Source organism: Mycobacteroides sp. CBMA 271 (assembly GCF_009729205.1).
Lineage (GTDB): Bacteria > Actinomycetota > Actinomycetes > Mycobacteriales > Mycobacteriaceae > Mycobacterium.
In genome coordinates this window covers 898,289-915,172 of the sequence record NZ_VTHB01000001.1, presented here as the reverse complement: position 1 = coordinate 915,172, position 16,884 = coordinate 898,289, and the positions used below count along the sequence as shown (strand labels likewise).

At 63.1% G+C, this 16,884-nt stretch carries 18 protein-coding genes; 7 read left to right on the top strand and 11 right to left on the bottom strand.

Annotated features, from left to right (window positions below):
* Positions 1–2: 2 nt before the first annotated feature.
* On the bottom strand, positions 3–1,463 hold the full coding sequence (locus FZI91_RS04635) for an NAD(P)/FAD-dependent oxidoreductase (protein WP_162526702.1): 1,461 nt from the start codon (positions 1,461–1,463) through the stop codon (positions 3–5).
* Positions 1,464–1,518: 55 nt separating this feature from the next.
* Between FZI91_RS04635 and FZI91_RS04630 the strand changes: the two genes are divergently transcribed.
* Complete coding sequence (locus tag FZI91_RS04630; protein ID WP_155937503.1) at positions 1,519–2,451, top strand: SDR family NAD(P)-dependent oxidoreductase; 933 nt, start codon at positions 1,519–1,521, stop codon at positions 2,449–2,451.
* Here FZI91_RS04630 and FZI91_RS04625 read toward each other — a convergent pair.
* Together FZI91_RS04625 and FZI91_RS04620 are read right to left on the bottom strand one after the other, a co-directional pair.
* Positions 2,438–4,615 carry an aminotransferase class III-fold pyridoxal phosphate-dependent enzyme gene (locus FZI91_RS04625; RefSeq protein WP_162526703.1) on the bottom strand — a complete coding sequence of 726 codons (2,178 nt, stop codon included), beginning with the start codon at positions 4,613–4,615 and terminating at the stop codon, positions 2,438–2,440. The genes FZI91_RS04630 and FZI91_RS04625 overlap by 14 nt on opposite strands.
* Complete coding sequence (locus tag FZI91_RS04620) at positions 4,612–5,997, bottom strand: wax ester/triacylglycerol synthase family O-acyltransferase (RefSeq protein ID WP_155937502.1); 1,386 nt, start codon at positions 5,995–5,997, stop codon at positions 4,612–4,614. The genes FZI91_RS04625 and FZI91_RS04620 overlap by 4 nt, the downstream gene beginning before the upstream one ends.
* Before the next feature lie 169 nt (positions 5,998–6,166).
* Here FZI91_RS04620 and FZI91_RS04615 point away from each other — a divergent pair, with 169 nt between their 5' ends.
* Entirely contained in the window at positions 6,167–6,688 is a 522-nt protein-coding gene (locus tag FZI91_RS04615; protein ID WP_309224206.1) for a nitroreductase/quinone reductase family protein, read from the top strand.
* Here FZI91_RS04615 and FZI91_RS04610 read toward each other — a convergent pair.
* Complete coding sequence (locus FZI91_RS04610; RefSeq protein ID WP_309224215.1) at positions 6,672–8,006, bottom strand: cytochrome P450; 1,335 nt, start codon at positions 8,004–8,006, stop codon at positions 6,672–6,674. The genes FZI91_RS04615 and FZI91_RS04610 overlap by 17 nt on opposite strands.
* 405 nt (positions 8,007–8,411) lie before the next feature.
* Between FZI91_RS04610 and FZI91_RS04605 the strand changes: the two genes are divergently transcribed.
* The 3 genes from FZI91_RS04605 to FZI91_RS04595 all read left to right on the top strand — a co-directional run bounded on the left by FZI91_RS04605 (position 8,412) and on the right by FZI91_RS04595 (position 10,482).
* The gene (locus FZI91_RS04605; protein ID WP_162526704.1) at positions 8,412–9,593 is read left to right on the top strand and encodes a cytochrome P450; all 1,182 of its coding nucleotides are present in this window, start codon (positions 8,412–8,414) and stop codon (positions 9,591–9,593) included.
* A 79-nt stretch (positions 9,594–9,672) separates the two neighbouring features.
* Entirely contained in the window at positions 9,673–9,894 is a 222-nt protein-coding gene (locus FZI91_RS04600; protein ID WP_155937499.1) for a helix-turn-helix domain-containing protein, read from the top strand.
* Positions 9,895–9,900: 6 nt separating this feature from the next.
* Positions 9,901–10,482, top strand: a complete 582-nt coding sequence (locus FZI91_RS04595; RefSeq protein ID WP_155937498.1) for a Clp protease N-terminal domain-containing protein — start codon at positions 9,901–9,903, stop codon at positions 10,480–10,482.
* A 360-nt stretch (positions 10,483–10,842) separates the two neighbouring features.
* Here FZI91_RS04595 and FZI91_RS04590 read toward each other — a convergent pair whose 3' ends face one another.
* The 3 genes from FZI91_RS04590 to FZI91_RS04580 form a co-directional block, all read right to left on the bottom strand.
* Complete coding sequence (locus FZI91_RS04590) at positions 10,843–10,980, bottom strand: hypothetical protein (RefSeq protein WP_155937497.1); 138 nt, start codon at positions 10,978–10,980, stop codon at positions 10,843–10,845.
* Between the two features lie 230 nt (positions 10,981–11,210).
* A complete protein-coding gene (locus FZI91_RS04585) occupies positions 11,211–12,083 on the bottom strand; it encodes a 1,4-dihydroxy-2-naphthoate polyprenyltransferase (RefSeq protein WP_155937496.1) in 873 nt (290 codons plus the stop codon).
* Between the two features lie 41 nt (positions 12,084–12,124).
* Positions 12,125–12,742, bottom strand: a complete 618-nt coding sequence (locus tag FZI91_RS04580; RefSeq protein ID WP_162526725.1) for a superoxide dismutase — start codon at positions 12,740–12,742, stop codon at positions 12,125–12,127.
* A gap of 323 nt (positions 12,743–13,065) precedes the next feature.
* Here FZI91_RS04580 and FZI91_RS04575 point away from each other — a divergent pair, with 323 nt between their 5' ends.
* Positions 13,066–13,839, top strand: a complete 774-nt coding sequence (locus FZI91_RS04575) for an S-methyl-5'-thioadenosine phosphorylase (RefSeq protein ID WP_155937495.1) — start codon at positions 13,066–13,068, stop codon at positions 13,837–13,839.
* Here the strand turns inward: FZI91_RS04575 and FZI91_RS04570 are convergent.
* Positions 13,836–14,333 (bottom strand): pyridoxamine 5'-phosphate oxidase family protein, encoded by a 498-nt coding sequence (locus tag FZI91_RS04570; protein WP_155937494.1) that lies wholly within the window; start codon positions 14,331–14,333, stop codon positions 13,836–13,838. The genes FZI91_RS04575 and FZI91_RS04570 overlap by 4 nt on opposite strands.
* Before the next feature lie 53 nt (positions 14,334–14,386).
* Between FZI91_RS04570 and FZI91_RS04565 the strand changes: the two genes are divergently transcribed.
* The gene (locus FZI91_RS04565; RefSeq protein ID WP_155937493.1) at positions 14,387–14,845 is read left to right on the top strand and encodes an SRPBCC family protein; all 459 of its coding nucleotides are present in this window, start codon (positions 14,387–14,389) and stop codon (positions 14,843–14,845) included.
* On the opposite strand, the gene FZI91_RS04560 is transcribed toward FZI91_RS04565, so the two are convergent.
* The 3 genes from FZI91_RS04560 to FZI91_RS04550 are packed head-to-tail and all read right to left on the bottom strand — an operon-like array spanning position 14,846 to position 16,881.
* Positions 14,846–15,364 (bottom strand): cupin domain-containing protein, encoded by a 519-nt coding sequence (locus tag FZI91_RS04560; RefSeq protein WP_155937492.1) that lies wholly within the window; start codon positions 15,362–15,364, stop codon positions 14,846–14,848.
* 33 nt (positions 15,365–15,397) lie between these two features.
* On the bottom strand, positions 15,398–16,546 hold the full coding sequence (gene menE, locus FZI91_RS04555; protein WP_162526705.1) for an o-succinylbenzoate--CoA ligase: 1,149 nt from the start codon (positions 16,544–16,546) through the stop codon (positions 15,398–15,400).
* A complete protein-coding gene (locus tag FZI91_RS04550) occupies positions 16,543–16,881 on the bottom strand; it encodes a DUF3349 domain-containing protein (protein ID WP_162526706.1) in 339 nt (112 codons plus the stop codon). Before FZI91_RS04550 ends, menE begins: the two co-directional genes overlap by 4 nt.
* Positions 16,882–16,884 lie beyond the last annotated feature (3 nt).

The window sequence follows — 16,884 nt, the reverse complement described above, 5'->3', positions numbered from 1 at the left end:
GTTCAGCTTCTTGAGAAGTGAAGGTTGGTGTCTGCGATGGGTTGTGCGCGTGCCATCCACATGTCCCGGTAGTAGTTCATGCTCAACCGCCACGGTGGTTTGGAGCCCTGCCGTGGCAGATTGGCGAGCACGCGCTGTACATAGCCGGGCCGATATCCGGTGAACGGTTCCAGGACTACCGAGTCGTCGTCAAGATGCGGTGTGACAGAGGAAAACCCGTTCTCAAACAGGTAGCCAAGTAGTCTGCTCACATACTTCGACACGATGTCCGCCTTGAGCGTGTAGGTGGCCGCCTGGTATCCGACGGTGAATGCGAAGTTCGGAACTCTGTCGAGCATCATGCCCTTGTAGCAGGTGGTGCTGCTGAAGTCGATGGGCTCGTCGTCGCGGTAAAACTCGATACCGCCGAACAGCCGCATGTGAAATCCCGTGGCCGCCACCACGATATCGGCCGGGACGTGTTCGCCGGTAGTGAGCAAGAGGCCGTCCGCGGTGAACCTCTCGATGTCGCCGGTCACCATCGAGAGGTCTCCGCGGCCGATCGATTGGAACAGGTCACCGTCGAGGATCAGGCACAGCCGGTTGTCCCAGATCTTGTACCGTGGCCGGAAATGCGTCTCGCTGTCGTATCCGGCCGGTAGCTCGCGCTTCGCGCGGTCGATGATGGCCTCGCCCATGCGCTGCGGTACTCGGCGCGCCATGTAGAGCGACAACGTCATCAGGGAGATGTTCTTGGCGCGGATAATCTGCAGGGCCGTCTTGTCAGGCAGCCAGCGCAGCAACAGATTGGCAAAGCGATCGCGCTGTGGGCGGCTGACGACGTAGGTCGGCGAGCGTTGTACGACGCTCACGTGGCGGGCGGTGTCGGCCAGCCGGGGTGCCAGCGTCATTGCGGTGGCACCGCTTCCGATGAGGGCCACCGCCTTACCGGCGACGACCAGGTCCTCGGGCCACTCCTGCGGATGTACCACCGGCCCCGGGAAGTTCTCGATGCCGGGGAAGTCGGGCAGATAGCCGCCGTCGTATCGGTAGTAGCCCGTGCACACCATCAGAAACGAGCAGGTGATGCTCTGGTCGCCGGCGGGGGTGCCCACCTGCAGCGTCCACCGGGAGGTCTGTGACGACCACCGCGCCTCGCGGACCTGGTGATCGAAACGGATGAGCCGATCGAGATTCTCCTGTGCCACCACGTCCTTGAGGTACTGCAAGATGACGTCGCCTTCAACGATCGCCTCCTGGCCGGTCCATGGCGCAAAGGAGAAGCCGAGCGTGTACATGTCAGAGTCGCAACGTACACCCGGATATCGAAACAGGCTCCAGGTGCCGCCGATCTCTGAACGGCTTTCCAGCACTGTGATATTCAGCGACGGGCAGTGATGCGCAAAATGCCACGCCGCGCTGATTCCGGCAATGCCGGCGCCCACCACGAGGACATCAACGTGTTGATTCTGAGCGGAGTTCACATGCTTCTCCCGGCCGTGTGTTGAAGGGATGAGGTTGGCCGTATATTCCTGAGGCATGGGTGGAACCAGCGGCCGTTCGCTCGTGTTGACGGGTGCCACGTCGGGATTGGGGCTAGCACTGGCCCGCCTCCTCGCCGAATCTGGGGACTATCACTTGATATTGCTGTGCCGCAACGAAGAACGCCGGGATGAGCTGGTCGCGCGACTGGGTGTCGAAAGAGTCCGCTACGTCGTATGTGATCTCTCCGCGCTGGCGAGCATTCGGCGGGCCGCAGCAGAGGTCACCGAAGCCGTGAGTGCCGGTGAGCTCGCGCCGGTCGGGGCGGTGGTGCTCAATGCGGCGATTCATCCCGGGCGCCAGGCCGGTTCCACATCGGAGGGCTTGGACGCCACCATGATCACCAATCTGGTGGGCCCGCACCTGCTCTTGGCGTTGTTGTCGCCGTGCATGCGCGCAGCGACCCGGATCGTGTTCGTCGGATCGGGTGCGCACGAACGGCAGCGTTGGTGGACTGGGCTTCCTAAGCCCGCTGTGCTCGCGCTGGCGGACGCGTGCAAGCCGGGCGCCCTGGCCGGACCGCAGGCGTACGTCACCAGCAAGCGCGGCACGGTGTGGCTCAGTTACGCCTGCTCTGAACATGCCCCTGACGGCTATGCAGTGCTGGCCTATGATCCGGGGATCATGCCGGCGACGGGCATCACCAGGAACATGAACACCTTGTCTCGCTGGTTGTTTCGACGTGTGCTCACCAAATTTGATGGCGCCGAGGGGTTCAGCACGCCGGAGCGATCCGCTGCATGGTTGCATGCCCACCTCACCCGGGCGGACACCCCGGCGGGGCTGTCGTACGCCAAAGTGGATCGACACCTGTCGTGGCCCAGCGCCGTCTGCCCCGCGGATGCCGCCAGCGGCTTGTTCTGCGAAGCCAATGAGATCGCGGATATCGCCCCGGATTCGACGGCCACGTGGTGGTTCAAGCCGGCTTGATCGCACCATCGTGCTCTTTCCGCTTGCGCCAGAACATGAGCCGCTCCAGCTGTCGCCTCACCATGAAGGAGGCCAACCCTCCGACGCAACGCACCAACGTGCCGTACACCGTGGCGGGGGTGACCCCCTCGAACCCATGTTCCAACCGCGCGACGGCCTCGGCCATCATTCCCTCTGGAGGGAACAATGGGGGGAAGAACCGGCCGCGGCCCAGAACCACATGGCAACGCCGGAGAATCAGGTCCTCCATTGCCTGGCCCAGCAATTCTCCCATCAGGGTGTTCTCCCGGAACGGGAAGTATCGTGAATCCGTGACCAGCCTGAGGTGCGCGCCGTAGCCCTCCACCGACCGATACAGCGGTGAGTGCGCGGTAAGTCGGCGGAGGCCGTCGGTGAGTGCCGCACGCTCGACCATGCGCCTGGCATGTGACTCCGGGGTGTTGACGCTGCGGAGCGCATGCCAGGCGATGTGGGCACCGAGATTGTTGCGATACCGATTCTGCAGTTCGGTGAAGGCCTGTGCGTCGGTGCGGCGCGCCGCCTCAGCCACCTCTGATGTCGCCAACGCCGCCGCCATCGGAAACATCATGTCGGACAGGGGCTTGGCGATGGTCACAATGTCGACGATGTCGGGCATCCAGGTCTGTTGCAGGAGGAACGTTTCGGCACTGCGCCACACGCCGGTGAGCACCTCGTCGACACCGATGAGGAAGCCAGAGCGATGCTTGGCCGCCGCCACGATCTTCAACAGCTCTGTCGGTATCGCGACACACGACATGCCCTGAATGAGCTCGCACCACACCAGGCCGACATCCGGGTGGTCCAGGGCCGCGGTGAGTTCCTCGGCGGCATCGGCACTGAACGGGTCGATGAACACAACGTCCGGGTAGTACGGCTGGAATGCGCCGTCGATGCTGGCCGAACGTTGCGGGCCATAGCGACTCACGTTGAGGGTGGCGATGGTCTTGCCCGAGAAATTACCGCGGAACGTCACGATCCGGGGCTTGTCGGGGCGTGCCAGACGTGCCAGACAGAGCGCGTTCTCGACGCTCGTCGCCCCGCTGACCGCCGGCAGCATCTCGTCGAACCCGCTGAGCTCGGTCAACAACTGTGCGAGGAGGCCGGTGTAATCGGTGTGTCCGTCGTGGGCGGCCAATTCCCGTGCAATATCTGGCGAATTGTGCCCGCGCAGGTTGGCGCCATTGCCCAACGCGCAGTCGAGCAGCATCGTGCCATCGCGCAATGTGATCTCTCCGGCGTCGGCTCCGGTCAAATCAAAATCGAGCCCGAACGCCTCCATCAAATCGGCCGCCGACGGATTGGAGAACCGGCGGAAGTAGTCATTGCGGACGCGGCGGCTCGCGTAAATCTCGGCAAGAATCTTCTCTTGCGACTGGCTGACGTGCCGATGCCTGCGGATGTTGGCGATCACCAGCGTCAAGGCGGTCGCACTCGCCGCGAAGGTCGAGGTTTGCGCCATGGCATCGAGTGGGTTGTTCCAGACCCGGTATGCCTGCTGCGATATCGAATACGATCCGAAGGGCGACTGGAAATCGGTGAGGTTCTCGCCGAAGACAAAGATATCGGCGTCCGGCAGCTGCCGTCCCCCGTCGATCTCATCGAATGCGCGGCTCTCTGCTACAACGCGCATCATGTTGTGTTGCTGCGCAACTGATAGCACCTGCGCAGATTCCCCGCCCGGATCCAGTACCACCAGACCGGACCACGATCGCGTCGGCAGCACCGTGAGCGCTTCCGCCTCGGAGGCCGCGAACGTCACGTGTTGGGTGAGTGCACCGTGCTCGCCCTCGGCGAGTGGATCGAAGTATCGACGCAACCGCTCGTCGCGGTCCACTACCAGAATCCAGCTTTCGGGATCGCGCCCGATGTCGACCTTGCTGGTGTGACGGATCAGGCGGATCGCGCCGGACAGTGCCTCCTCCAGGGAGTTGGCGTAGTAGGTCACATACTCGGCAGCAGCCGGCAGTAGGTCGTTGATGAGGAAACCCGTTTGTGCGCTTTCGGCCGTAATGGCCAGTCCCGCAACAAGAATATTGGGACGTTTCGAAATGTTGAGGTCAATCAGTGTGTCGATGGTGTCCTGGGTGGCGGCGCGGTATCGGCCGGAATCCAGGTCCGCGCTTGGCTCTACCTGACCGGTCACTCGGCCAACGCTCCGGCGGCATCCAAGGCCGCGGCCAATTCGGACAGCGCTTGTGTGTAATCCGCGGCGATATCGGCGAGCGCGGGGATGATCTCGGGGCACGCGATCAGGCCCACGTTGAGCCTGTCGTCGTGCGAGGCAACGGTGACAAACAGCGCGCCGCCGTCGAACGGTGCGCCGAAGGGGTAAAAGTGGGTGATCCGGGCCCCGGCGAAATACAGGTCTCGGTGTCGCCCACCGATATTCGATAGCACCAGATTCTGCATCACCTTGTGACGGTCGGACATTCGCAAACGTGAGTACATGCGGAACAGCACTCCCCAATACCGGGCACTGAAGTCGAACCAGTCGTGGATCCGGCCCGGTCCCAACGCTTCGGCATGCACCTTGGCGGCGTCGGTGATGGACGCGATCTCCCGCGTCCGTTGCAACGGATCCTCGGTGAGGGTCTGCAAGCTGGTCAGCAGGCCAGTGGTGCGGTTGCGGCCGTGCTGTCCGGGTTTGTCGTGCACCGAGACGGGGACGAAGGCCCGCAGCGGCTGGTTGGGGAGCTCGCCGCGTTCCATGAGATACCGGCGCATCACGGTTGCGGTCAGGGCCAGCATCACGTCGTTGAGCTTCACGCCCAATCGCTGTTTTACTTGCAGCACATCGGCGATCGGCAGGCTGACCCAGGCCAGGTTGCGGTTGGCGGTCAACGTCGTGTTGAAGGAGGTCCGCGGCGCCGACATCGGCTCAGGAACGCCTGGGGGCAACTCGGGGACGTCGCCGCGGCGGCGTGACCGGATGTTCTCGGCCACCATCCGGACCATCTTGACGGGCTTACCCGCGAGCGTGCGCACGCCGCCCAGCATCAGAGCCAGCGGCTCGACAGCACCGGCATCGCGGACCACCGCCAGTTCAGTGGCTTCGTTGCCGCATAGCTGTCCCAATTGCGAATTGCCCCGCACCCCATCGAGACTGGCGTTGTGGCGTTTGATCATTATCGCCACGTTGCCGTCCGACAGTCCCTCTAACACCCAGATTCCCCACAACGGGTAGTGCTGATCAAGGGGAAGCGAGGCGATCTCCGAGCATGCCTGTGCAAGCTGAGCTTCGGTGCCCGGAGCGGCGATGACGACGCGTTGAACATGGCGATCCAGGTCGAACGAGGCATCGGCTACCCAGAAGGGGTGCCCCAGGTTGTACCACGGGTCGTGGGCCTTCTCAGTGTAGGTGGGGATCTGGGCCACCCGAGATGCCAGCCACTCGCGGATCGCCGGAAAACTGTAACCGCCTGGCATGGTGGACGTGTCGAGAAGAACGACGCCGTATCCCTGGTGATAGTGCGTGGGTGTTTCAAGGTAGAGGAAGCTCGCGTCGTACCCGGTCAGCTGTTCCATACTCAGTTCTTCCTATCGGTGACGGTGGAATTCGACTCGGCCACAACGTGCTCGAGATTTCTGATCGCTGATTTCACATCAGCTCTCATCGACGGGATTGCGGTGGATGCACGCTCGGTAGGCGCTATGGTCTTGGAAATGTTGGGGGATCTTGATTGTGGAGGTCGACGTGAACTCACCGGCTGAGACGTACCAGGAACGGGGCGGGCTAGTAGGAGTGATCCGCAGGGCTGTACTGGCAGTCGGGCACCATGATTTTGCCGCTCCGATTCGACGGTCTTCCGTCGTGGCGGACCGGATGCTGTACCGGATCGGCGGCGGCCGGTGGACTATCACTGCGGTTTCGCGGATTCCGTCATTGACGCTACTGGTTATCAATGGCCGCGAGGAGGACGTCGTTGTTCCGCTGCAGTACTTGACGATTGACGGTGATCTGTATGTTGTGGGCACCAATTGGTCCCGCCCGAACCATCCGCTCTGGTCTTCATGGTTGATGAAACGGCCACATTGCCGGGTGAACATCGGCGGCCAGGAGAGTTCGCGCACGGCTACGCTCCTGCAGGGTGCGGACCGTGACAGTGTGTGGGAACGGATTCTGGAAGAGGCGCCGTACCAAGCGAACTGTGAACGCAAGGCGAACCGGCAGCCACGCGTATTCAGATTGGATAACTCTGTCACTGGCGCGAACTAACCACGCGTACAGCGAATTTCGGAGACGGAGAGCTTGACGAGACCCGATTGGAGAGCCGGTATGAGGGGGAACTGAGTTCCAGAGTGCGGCGGTGGATGATGCGGGCGAGCATGAGCTGCATCAACGACTCGGCCAGTCCCTTGCCTATACACATGTGCGGACCGCGGCCAAAGGGGGAGTACGCGCCGGGTGTTCGGTTGGGTCCCACCGAGTCGCCGTACCGGTCGACGTCGAACTTCATGGGGTCTGGGTAGAAGTCGCTGAGGAAATGGGGGACGGTAGTGCCCACAAAGACGCCTTCGCCGCGCCGGATGCGATGACCGTGGAACTCGAAATCTCTTGCAGCAACGCGAATGATGAATGATGCGATGGGGCGCAGGCGCATTGCCTCCATGACCGCACCATGCAGCACCGGAGTGGAATGGAAGAGGCCATCGTGGGTGATGCCGCCGCGCGCGAACATGATGTCGACCTCGTCCTGTATCCGGCTCAAGACCTCCGGGTGCCTCAGGATTAGATATAGCGTGTATGTCGCAGTCGCCGAGGTGGTTTCGACTCCCGCGAAGTACGGCAGCACCGAGTGGAACAGTATGTTGCGTTGATTGGTTCCGTCGGGATCGTCGCGGCAGGATTCCAGGATGTCCTCCAGCAGCGTCGACTGCCCGGGGTGTCCGCCCTCGCGTGCGCGCCGCGCCAGCGTGATCGCGCTCTGCGCCACTCGCTCCATGCGTGATCGGGCGTTGACATAGTGGGGCAGTTGCAGCATGAATTTCGGAATATGTTGTACCGGAGCAATTTTCAGGATCTCGCGAGTGACGAGCGCGATATCGTCGATATCGTCGTCGGTTGGCCGGACGCCGCCGACGAAGGTGCCAACCTGGGCGATCGACAATTTCTGCATCGCCGGTAGGACCGGCACCGCGTCGCCCGGCCGCCAGTGCTTGTCTACGGCGTTGTCGATCACCTCGACCGCTTCTGAGTACCGGTCGGCGATGGCCTCGCGCGAATAGCCGCGCTGCAGTAGGGTTCGCCATTTTTTGTGCTGCGGTCCGTCAACGGCGACCAGCGAGTCCGTACCGCCGAATTGCTGCTCCACGAACTGCCACGAGGTACCTACAGTCAGGCATTCGCGACCGTCCTTGCTGCTCATGAAGGTTGCGGCTTCGGCGCCGGCCAGCACGGTATAAGTCTGATAGGGCGTCTTGACCGTGAACACGGGGCCGTGCTGCAGGTACTTCTCGAAAAGATAGAACGTGGGATCCATCATCAGCCCCACCGTGTCCCCGAGCCGCGGGACCTTGGACAGTGCCCGGGCCACTCGTAGTTTCGGTGGGCTGACGTAGGTTGTCGCCTGCCCGGCGCAGGGAATGCTTGCAGTTCGTGCCATTTCCACCCCCGATGACGCCCGGCCGGATCGATCGGCCGGATGTGTACTTCTCTGTCGGCGAGCCCAACAGTAGAACGTGTCCTAGTTTCTGTCCGGATATTTGGCGACTTTCAAGATCCACATCGATCGGGCCGGTTCATCGCTGGATGGTGGGGGCCGCTGAAGGGCAGCCGCCACTGCATTAATTGCATCGAAATACGCTGTGACAAGAGAAATTTCGTGAGAATATTGCGAATCTCGACGTTTTTGTCGATTGGCAGCCTGGGTCACCCATGGCGTCCTATGCTGCGTGAGAAATTTGACTAGAGGATCTATTTTTTCGCCCTTGGGGGAGCCGTGAATGCCGTGCCACCACCTCAGCTGCCGTTTCCGCGCGAGGGGCTGTTTGTGCCAGCGGCCCAGCAGCGTGAATTGCAGCGCGCGGGAACCGTCCATCGGGTGACCACCGCGGTCGGTGATCCCGCCTGGCTGATCACTGGCTATGCGACGGTTCGCCGGTTGTTCGATGACGAGCGGGTGGGCCGATCGCATCCGGCGCCCGATACCGCGGCCCGTTCCGGTAAGTCGGCCTTCTTCGGTGGGCCGATCGGCAATTACGAGACCGAAGGCGACGACCATGCGCGCGGGCGGCGGCTGATGCAACCGCATTTCACGCCAAAGCAGATGCGGGGTCTGGAGAGTCGCGTACATGAGCTCGCCGATGAGCTGATCACCGCGATGATCGATCAGGGATCGCCGGCCGACCTGTATACGTCGGTTGCCGTGCCGCTGCCGATGATGGTGCTGTGTGAACTGCTCGGCGTGCCCTACGACGATAGGGACCAGTTTCGTGAATGGACGGTGGCGGCGTCCAATACGCGTGACCGGAGCCGGTCGGAATGGGGGATGGGGCAGCTCTTCGTATATGGAATGCAGCTGGTCGGGCGCAAGCGCGAGCACCCGGGCGACGACGTGATCTCCCATCTCTGTGCGATCGGCGGGGTTGCCGATCACGAAATTGCCTCCCAATCAATGGCTTTGCTGCTCGGTGGCCATGAGACCACCGTGGTGCAGCTGGGCCTGGCCGTCCTGCTGCTGCTGGCGAATCCCGAACAGTGGGCTTTGCTTGTGGCGCAACCGGATTTGGTGCCCAATGCGGTGGAGGAGACGCTCCGGGCTTCGCGTACCGGGGGCGGGGAAATTCCGCGATACGCGCGCAAAGATCTAGAGGTCGACGGGGTGCACATCGCCGCCGGCGAGCTGCTACTGCTGGATGTCGGGGCAGCCAACCACGACCCGTCGATTTTCGACGGGCCTGATCGGCTGGATGTCACGCGTCACCCCATGGCCCACGTCATATTCGGGTACGGGGCTCGCTACTGCGTCGGCGCACCACTTGCCCGCCTGCAACTCACCGAGGTTCTCGGCCAGCTCGTCGAACGACTGCCTGGGTTGCATCTGCGCAAGGACATCTCGGAGCTCACCATGCGTGCGGATCTGCTCACCGGTGGTCTGTTCGAGCTCCCGGTCGGCTGGTAAACCGTCAGGTGCGTGAGGTGCACAACTCGCGTGTCAACTTTTCTTGACACGATATCGATGTCAATCTATGTTGACAGACATGAGCGATCTCCCGACTGCTGATCTGGACGACGCCATCAGCAGTACCGATCCGGCCGTGGGTCTGCGGGCCGTGCAGGCGCTGCGGCGTCTGTGTGAACGGCTGGAAGCGATCCATGTCGCCAACGCTCGCAGCCAGGGCTGGAGCTGGCAGTCCATCGCCGAGGCTCTCGAGGTGAGCCGTCAGGCAGTGCATCAGAAATACAACCGCGCAAGAAAGTGAGCAGCCATGTTCGAGAAGTTCCAGAAGTCGGCGAAGGTCGCGGTGGTGCTGTCGCAGGAGGAAGCCCGCGAGATGGACGAGTCGCGCATCGGCGCGGAGCACGTCTTGGTCGGTGTGCTGGAGAGTGCGGGTGAGTCGCTGTCCGTGGTTCTGGGTGGATACGGCTTGACGGCCGACGCCGTGCGTGACCGGCTGCGCGCTGGTACGCAGGAGCCGCCGCTGGACGATGAGGATGCGCAGGCGCTCAAGGCGATCGGCATCGACCTGTCTCAGGTGCGCGACAGTGTCTCGAAGGTCTTTGGCGCCCAGGCCTTCGACAAGGCATTCGAACAGTCGGGCCGGCGCAAGGGGCGCGTCCGCGGCTGGCGCCCCTTCGGGATGATCCCGTACAACTCGTCGGCGAAGAAATGCCTAGAGCTGGCGCTGCGGGAAGCCATTGCGCACAAAGACAATTGGATCGGGTGTGAGCACATCGTGCTGGGCATCCTGCGGGGTGGTGACCCGGTGGCGCTGGCTGTCATCACCGAGCACGTGCCCGCCGACGAACTGCGGCAAGCCGTCGTCGGGCTGCTCGATCAGGCCGCCTAACGGCTTCTAGCACCAGGCGTCATTGCGGTCAACAGTCGATCGGCCGCAGGCTTCGCCAGGATCTGCTCGCCGCGGTGATGTCGGCATATCGCCGCCGCCGCGCCGAGCCTTCTGCACAGGTCGCGGGCGGTCTGGCCTACCTTGCGGCACCCATACCCCCTCCGGGGTATGGGTGTGCAGCTCCCTTAACTTCAGGTTGATTGAAAGTTAACAACAGGTGTACTGTGGGTGACATACAAGCGGCGCCTAGCGCTTTCGTTGGGAGTGGGTTCCGGGGGCCGCGCCTGAATACGCGGATGTCACGGAGCCAATATGTATGCATTTACCAAGGCAAGAAACGTTCTTTGTTGTACGGCGCTCTTAGCGCTCCCGCTGTATGGGCTCGGGGTGCAGGGCGTCAGCGTTCTGCGCGAGCCGGCGGTAGGGGAATCGCTTGCGGGTCCCGCCGACCCGATTCCACACCCAATCCCAGGACCGGGTGTGGGTGATGGATCGCATTGGTCATTCACCAATCAGCAGCCCGGCCGGGACGGTAACTCCGGGTGGGGAACGCTTCCTCACGGCGTGGGACATGCGTGCCAGAACAGCTGGATCTACTGCGATGCGACCGGTAACCCGAATCGCACAGACCTACCTCCCGGCTATAACCAAGGGGGCGGCTGGGTGAGCGCACCAGATCAGACCGGTGCCGTCTGCCAAAACACCGGCGTGGTCTGTAAGAACTTCTCCTAGCTCAGCCACGCTAGCGCCGAGGCGGTGAGAATCGCCCAGCCGAGCATGGCCAGGCCAGTGTCGCGCAGCGTCGGGATCAGTGCCGGCCCTTGCTCTTTGGTAAGCACCGGGCGTGCTGCCTTGATCATCAGGGGCAGCATCACTAGCCCGAGCAGGCGCCACGGGTGCCCGATGCCCAGGCCGATGCTGGCGAGGACGGGCGCCACCAGCAGCGTGGGGAACAGCATCCGGGTGCGCGCGTCGCCCAGCCGGACTGCCAGCGTGATCTTGCCGGATTCGCGATCGGTGGGGATATCGCGCAGATTGTTGGCCACAAGCACCGCGCTGGAGAAGCTGCCGATCGCCACCGCGAGCGCCACCCCGGTACGGCTGACCGTAAATGTCTGCACGTACTCGGTGCCTAGCACCGCCACCAAGCCGAAGAACACAAAGACGGCAATCTCGCCAAGTCCGCTGTATCCGTAGGGTTTCGCTCCGCCGGTGTAAAACCAGGCGCCGGCTACGCAGGCGACACCAACCGCCACCAGCCACCAGGCGGTGGTGACGGCCAGCGCCAGACCTGCCGCCGCGCCCAGGGCCAGGAACCCGATGGCGACGGCCTTGACCGTCGACGGCGACGCCACCCGAGACCCGACGAGGCGCAGCGGACCCACCCGGTCGTCGTCGGTCCCGCGGATCCCATCCGAGTAGTCATTGGCGAAGTTGACGCCGATAATCATGCACACCGATACGGCCAGCGCCAGAAGCGCTTTCCACCACACCGCAGAGTCGGCCGCCGCCGCGGCACCCGTGCCCGCGATTACCGGCGCCACCGCGTTGGGCCAGGTGCGAGGACGTGAACCTTCGATCCATTGCGCGATGCTGGCCATGCGGCAAATCCTGCCATGGAGCGATCCGGGTGTCCCCGACGCTAGGGGAAGATCAGACCTGGTGTCTTGGATACCGCTGCGGCGAACCGTGCCTGGACATCGGACCAGTTCACCACGTTCCAGAATGCCTTGACGTAGTCGGCCTTCACATTCTTGTACTGCAGGTAGTAGGCGTGCTCGAAAACATCGAGGCCAAGGAGCGGAATCGTACCGAGCGGCACATTGGATTGCTGGTCGTACATCTGGAAGGTGAGCAGTTTCCTTCCGAGGGTGTCGTATCCCAGCCACGCCCAGCCCGAGCCCTGCACACCGTTGGCCGCCGCGGAGAATTGGTCGCGAAACTTGTCGAATCCGCCGAATTGTTCGTCGATGGCACTCGCCAGCTCGCCCTGTGGCTTGTCACCCCCGTTCGGTGACAGGTTCTTCCACCAGATCGAATGGTTCGCGTGCCCACCGAGATTGAAGGCGAGGTTTTTCTCGAGTAGCACGATGGCCGCGTTGTCACCCTTCTCTCGTGCCTGGGCGAGCTGCTCTACGGCTTCGTTGGCGCCCTTGACGTAGGCGGCATGGTGTTTGTCGTGGTGCAGTTGGTTGATTTCGCCGGAGATATGCGGCTCAAGGGCCGAATAATCCCAGTCGAGATTTGGTAATTGATACACGCCGGTTGTCTCCTGTGTGGGGGCTGATTGCTCGCGGGGCTGATCGGTGCACGACGCGAGTGCGAGGGCACCTGCGGATGCGGCGGCCACCATCAAGAATTGTCTTCGATGTAGTTGGAACTCAATCGAATTCACGCCTCCACGCTAATCGCAATAGCCGTTTCGTCAAGGAGTGCTGTGCGAATCTGTCGGAATCGAGATATCGCCGATCTTTACGAATCCTTTCGGGAACTATCTCGGATGTTCAGACGACTAATTCATCGAGAAGTTTGTTCTCTGACCCCACATGGCTTGGGGCTCAGGCGATAAACGACAATAGCGGCATGCTCGCGGTGATAGGTGGTAGCGGTTTCTACTCGTTCTTTGACAAGCCTGTGCGGACCGTCACGCCGACGACGCCGTACGGTCAGCCCAGTGCGCCCATCACGATCGGGCTGGTGGGGGAGCGCGAGGTGGCGTTCCTTCCGAGGCACGGCAGCCATCACGAATTCTCGCCGCACACTGTGCCGTACCGCGCGAACATGTGGGCACTGCGCGCCCTCGGCGTGCGCCGCGTCTTCGCGCCCTGCGCCGTGGGCAGTCTCACCCCGGACCTGGGGCCCGGCACTATCGTGGTGCCCGATCAGCTGGTGGATCGCACCAGCGGACGTGAGCAGACCTACTTCGACGGTGGCGGAATCCACGTGGAGTTCGCCGATCCGTACTGCCCCGAGCTGCGCGCCGTCTCCCTGCAACCTGATGCCATCGACGGCGGCACCATGGTGGTGGTGCAGGGGCCACGGTTCTCCACCCGCGCCGAGAGCCGGTGGTATGCATCGCAGGGATTCACTCTGGTCAACATGACCGGACACCCGGAGGCCGTGCTGGCCCGTGAGCTCGAAATCTGCTACGCCGCAATCGCCTTGGTGACCGATCTGGACGCCGGCATCGAGCACGGGCAGGGTGTACGGGCCGTCGACGTCTTCGCGGAGTTCGAACGGAACATCGGCGGGTTCAAGGAGCTGGTGCGCGCCGCGGTCACTGGTACCGAATCCGTCGACACCTGCGCACACTGCCGCGCGCACGACGGCGTGAAACTCCCGATCGAGCTGCCCTAACGGGTGTAACGCGTCTGTCCGTGCGGACCCTTTGTGAAGGACAGCACCTTCGAAGGCGCCACCGTGAAGACAATCGCAAATTGCTCTCCCTCGCCGAACCCACCCTCGCTTGGATCGAATGCCCAATCCTCGCCGTACTTTTCGAGATAGGCATCGGCGAGCGTCCTTAGCGCGGCGGTGTCGATGACCCGTTCGGCGGTTCCTTCGACGACGACATCGTGCCCGACGTTCCAGGTATTGGTGCCGGTGGCGACGGCCACTGTGGCGTTCGATTCGAGATTGCGGGCCTTCTGTTCGGAGGGGCCGGTGCAGAAGACGAACGACTCCTGATGCCACAGCCCGACGAGTGGAGTCACGTGTGGGCTACCGTCGGTGCGCACGGTGGTGATCCAGTACAGCTCGGCGCTGGCCAGCAGTGCCGACACCTCGCTCCACGGCGGTGCCGAGCCGTTCGGCTCGCTGAAACGCTGATCGAAATGGGCGGTAAGGGTCATACCGATACAGACCTGCCCTGGCACCAGGATTCATCGCGGGTACCGTCAACGCCATGCGTGATTCGGTCACCGTCCATATCAAGGCCCCTGCCGACAAGATCTGGGGACTGGTCAGCGACATCACCAACACCGGGAAGTTCAGTCCGGAGACGTTCGAGGCCGAGTGGCTCGACGGCGCCACCGCTCCCGAGGTAGGTGTGCGCTTTCGCGGTCATGTGAAGCGCAACCAGAAGGGGCCCGTCTACTGGACGGTGTGCCGGATCGTCGAATGCGATCGCGACCGCTCCTTCGGCTTCGCGGTGCTCTGGCCCAATGGCAAGACGGTCAACACCTGGCGTTACCGGTTCGAGCCGACGGGCGACGGTACCGACGTCACCGAATCCTTCGAGCTGGCCCCGACATTGCAGCTGCGGGTCTACTGGGCGCTGCTGGGTTGGGCACGTGGGCGAACCAACCGCAACGGCATGCGTGAGACCCTCAACCGGATCAAGGCAGTCGCCGAAGCGGAGTGATCACTGGGCGTCCAGCGCCGAGAGTCCACGCCCTTCGGTCCACACCGGGCTCTTCGTGAAGTGGTTGTCGTATATCTCAGGGGTTGCCTCCAGCTCGCTGATATCTGCTTCGCCGTGGACGATTCGGTCAAGCAGCCGGAAATAGTCGAAGCGCTGAACGCCCGGGGATAGCACCGTGAAGATGCTGGCATCGCTGTCGGTCGTAGCGCCGAACGCATGCGGCATCAAACGCGGAACCAGCAGGGTGTCGCCCTGTTCCAGAACTTCGATGTGATCTCCCGCCAGAATCTCCAGTCGTCCGGACACCAGGTAAAACAACTCGGTGGATCGGGTGTGGAAGTGTGGGGCCGCGCCATCGGCGCCCTTCGGGAGGTAGATGCTGAGCACGCTAACTGCCCCACCTGTCGCGTGGGAATCCATCACCAGTCCAGTCTTGTTTTCGGCTGCGGTGCTCACGATCTCCCGGTCACCGTCTCGAACCAGGGGCGCAGATCCCAGGACAAACTGTTCACGTGTCATGGGGCAACGCTATTAACTCAAGTGAGCTTGAGGTCAAGAGAATCGTTTGACGAGGGCGCGCCGGTCCAACTTGCCGATTCCGCGGCGGGGCAGCTCATCGAGCAGATGTAGTTCACGCGGTGCAGCGGTGCGTTCGAGTGTGGCGGCGACGTGGTCCCTGAGGTTTTCCAGGGTGGGAGTGCCCTCGGCGGAGGGGACCACCGCGACGGCGACGCGCTGCCCGAGCCGATCGTCGGGTACCCCGAACACGGCGCACTCGGCGACCAGCGGATGAGTGGAAAGTGCGGCCTCGACCACTTGCGGCACGACGGTCAGTCCGCCGGTGCCGATCGCCTCGTCTAACCGTCCCAATACGCGTAGCAGGCCATTGTCTAGCTCGCCGAAGTCATCGGTGTGGAACCATCCGGTCTCGGCAAATGCTTTGTGGGTTAGCATATTTCGGTAGCCCGCGGCCACGGTGGTGCCGCCGAGACTGATCCGACCCTCCGGCCCGATCTGCACCTGGACGCCGCTGAGGGCGACGCCGTCGTACACGCACCCGCCGCAGGTCTCACTCATGCCGTACGTGCGGACCACCGGGATCCGCGCCTGCGCCGCCCTGATAGCGACGGTGGCGGGCAGCGGGCCGCCGCCCAACAGGACCGCATCGAATGAGGCCAGAGCCTCCGATGCCTCCCGGTCATCCAGGGCCTTCACCAATTGTGTTGCGACCAAGGAGATATAGCGCCGATTTCCGGTCATCTCGGCGGTCGCCCGCACGAAATCGGGGACAGAGAAACCCGTCGAGACGTCGAGCACCACGGGTTGGGTTCCGGCCTGGATGCTGCGCAGCAGCACCTGCATTCCGGCGATGTGATGGGGCGGCAGGGCGAGCAGCCATTGGCCGTCGCCGCCCAGGCGGGTGTGTGTAGCCGATCCGCTCGCGGTCAGGGCGTCGCCGGTCAGCATGGCGCCCTTGGGTTTTCCGGTCGTCCCGGAGGTACACACCACCACCGCGACATCCTCGGCGATCGGCTCGTCGGCGCCTAGTTCAGAGGCTAGGAAATGTGCCTGATCGGGATCGTCGGCAGGCACCGGGAGTACCGCATCGCCGCGACCGTCCAGAAGCTCAGCCAGGCGTGGGAGCAGTCCCAGCATCGTTGGCCCGCTAGGGACGGGTAGGGCGCGCAGCAGACGGGTCACGCCGGATGGTCGGAGGCCTGACCGGAGCCGTTATCGTCGTGGTCCGCCGGCTCACGCGGATCATCAAGGGGCCAGCCCTTTTTCGCTAGCCGCTCGCGGACGCGCTCGATATCGTCTCCGCTCGGCAGCTCGTCGGTGAGCCGGGTGATCAACACCCCGATGTCGATGTTGTCGAAGTCGCCGCGTGCCATCAATTCACGGGCCACGGTCTTGACCTCGTCGTTGGAGAGGCGGCGGCCTAGCAGTGCCAATAAGGGGACGTAGTCCGGTGGCGGGACGCCCTCGGGGTATCCCGCTCGAAGCCAGGTGACGATCTTGTTCAGAAATGCGTTCACGGC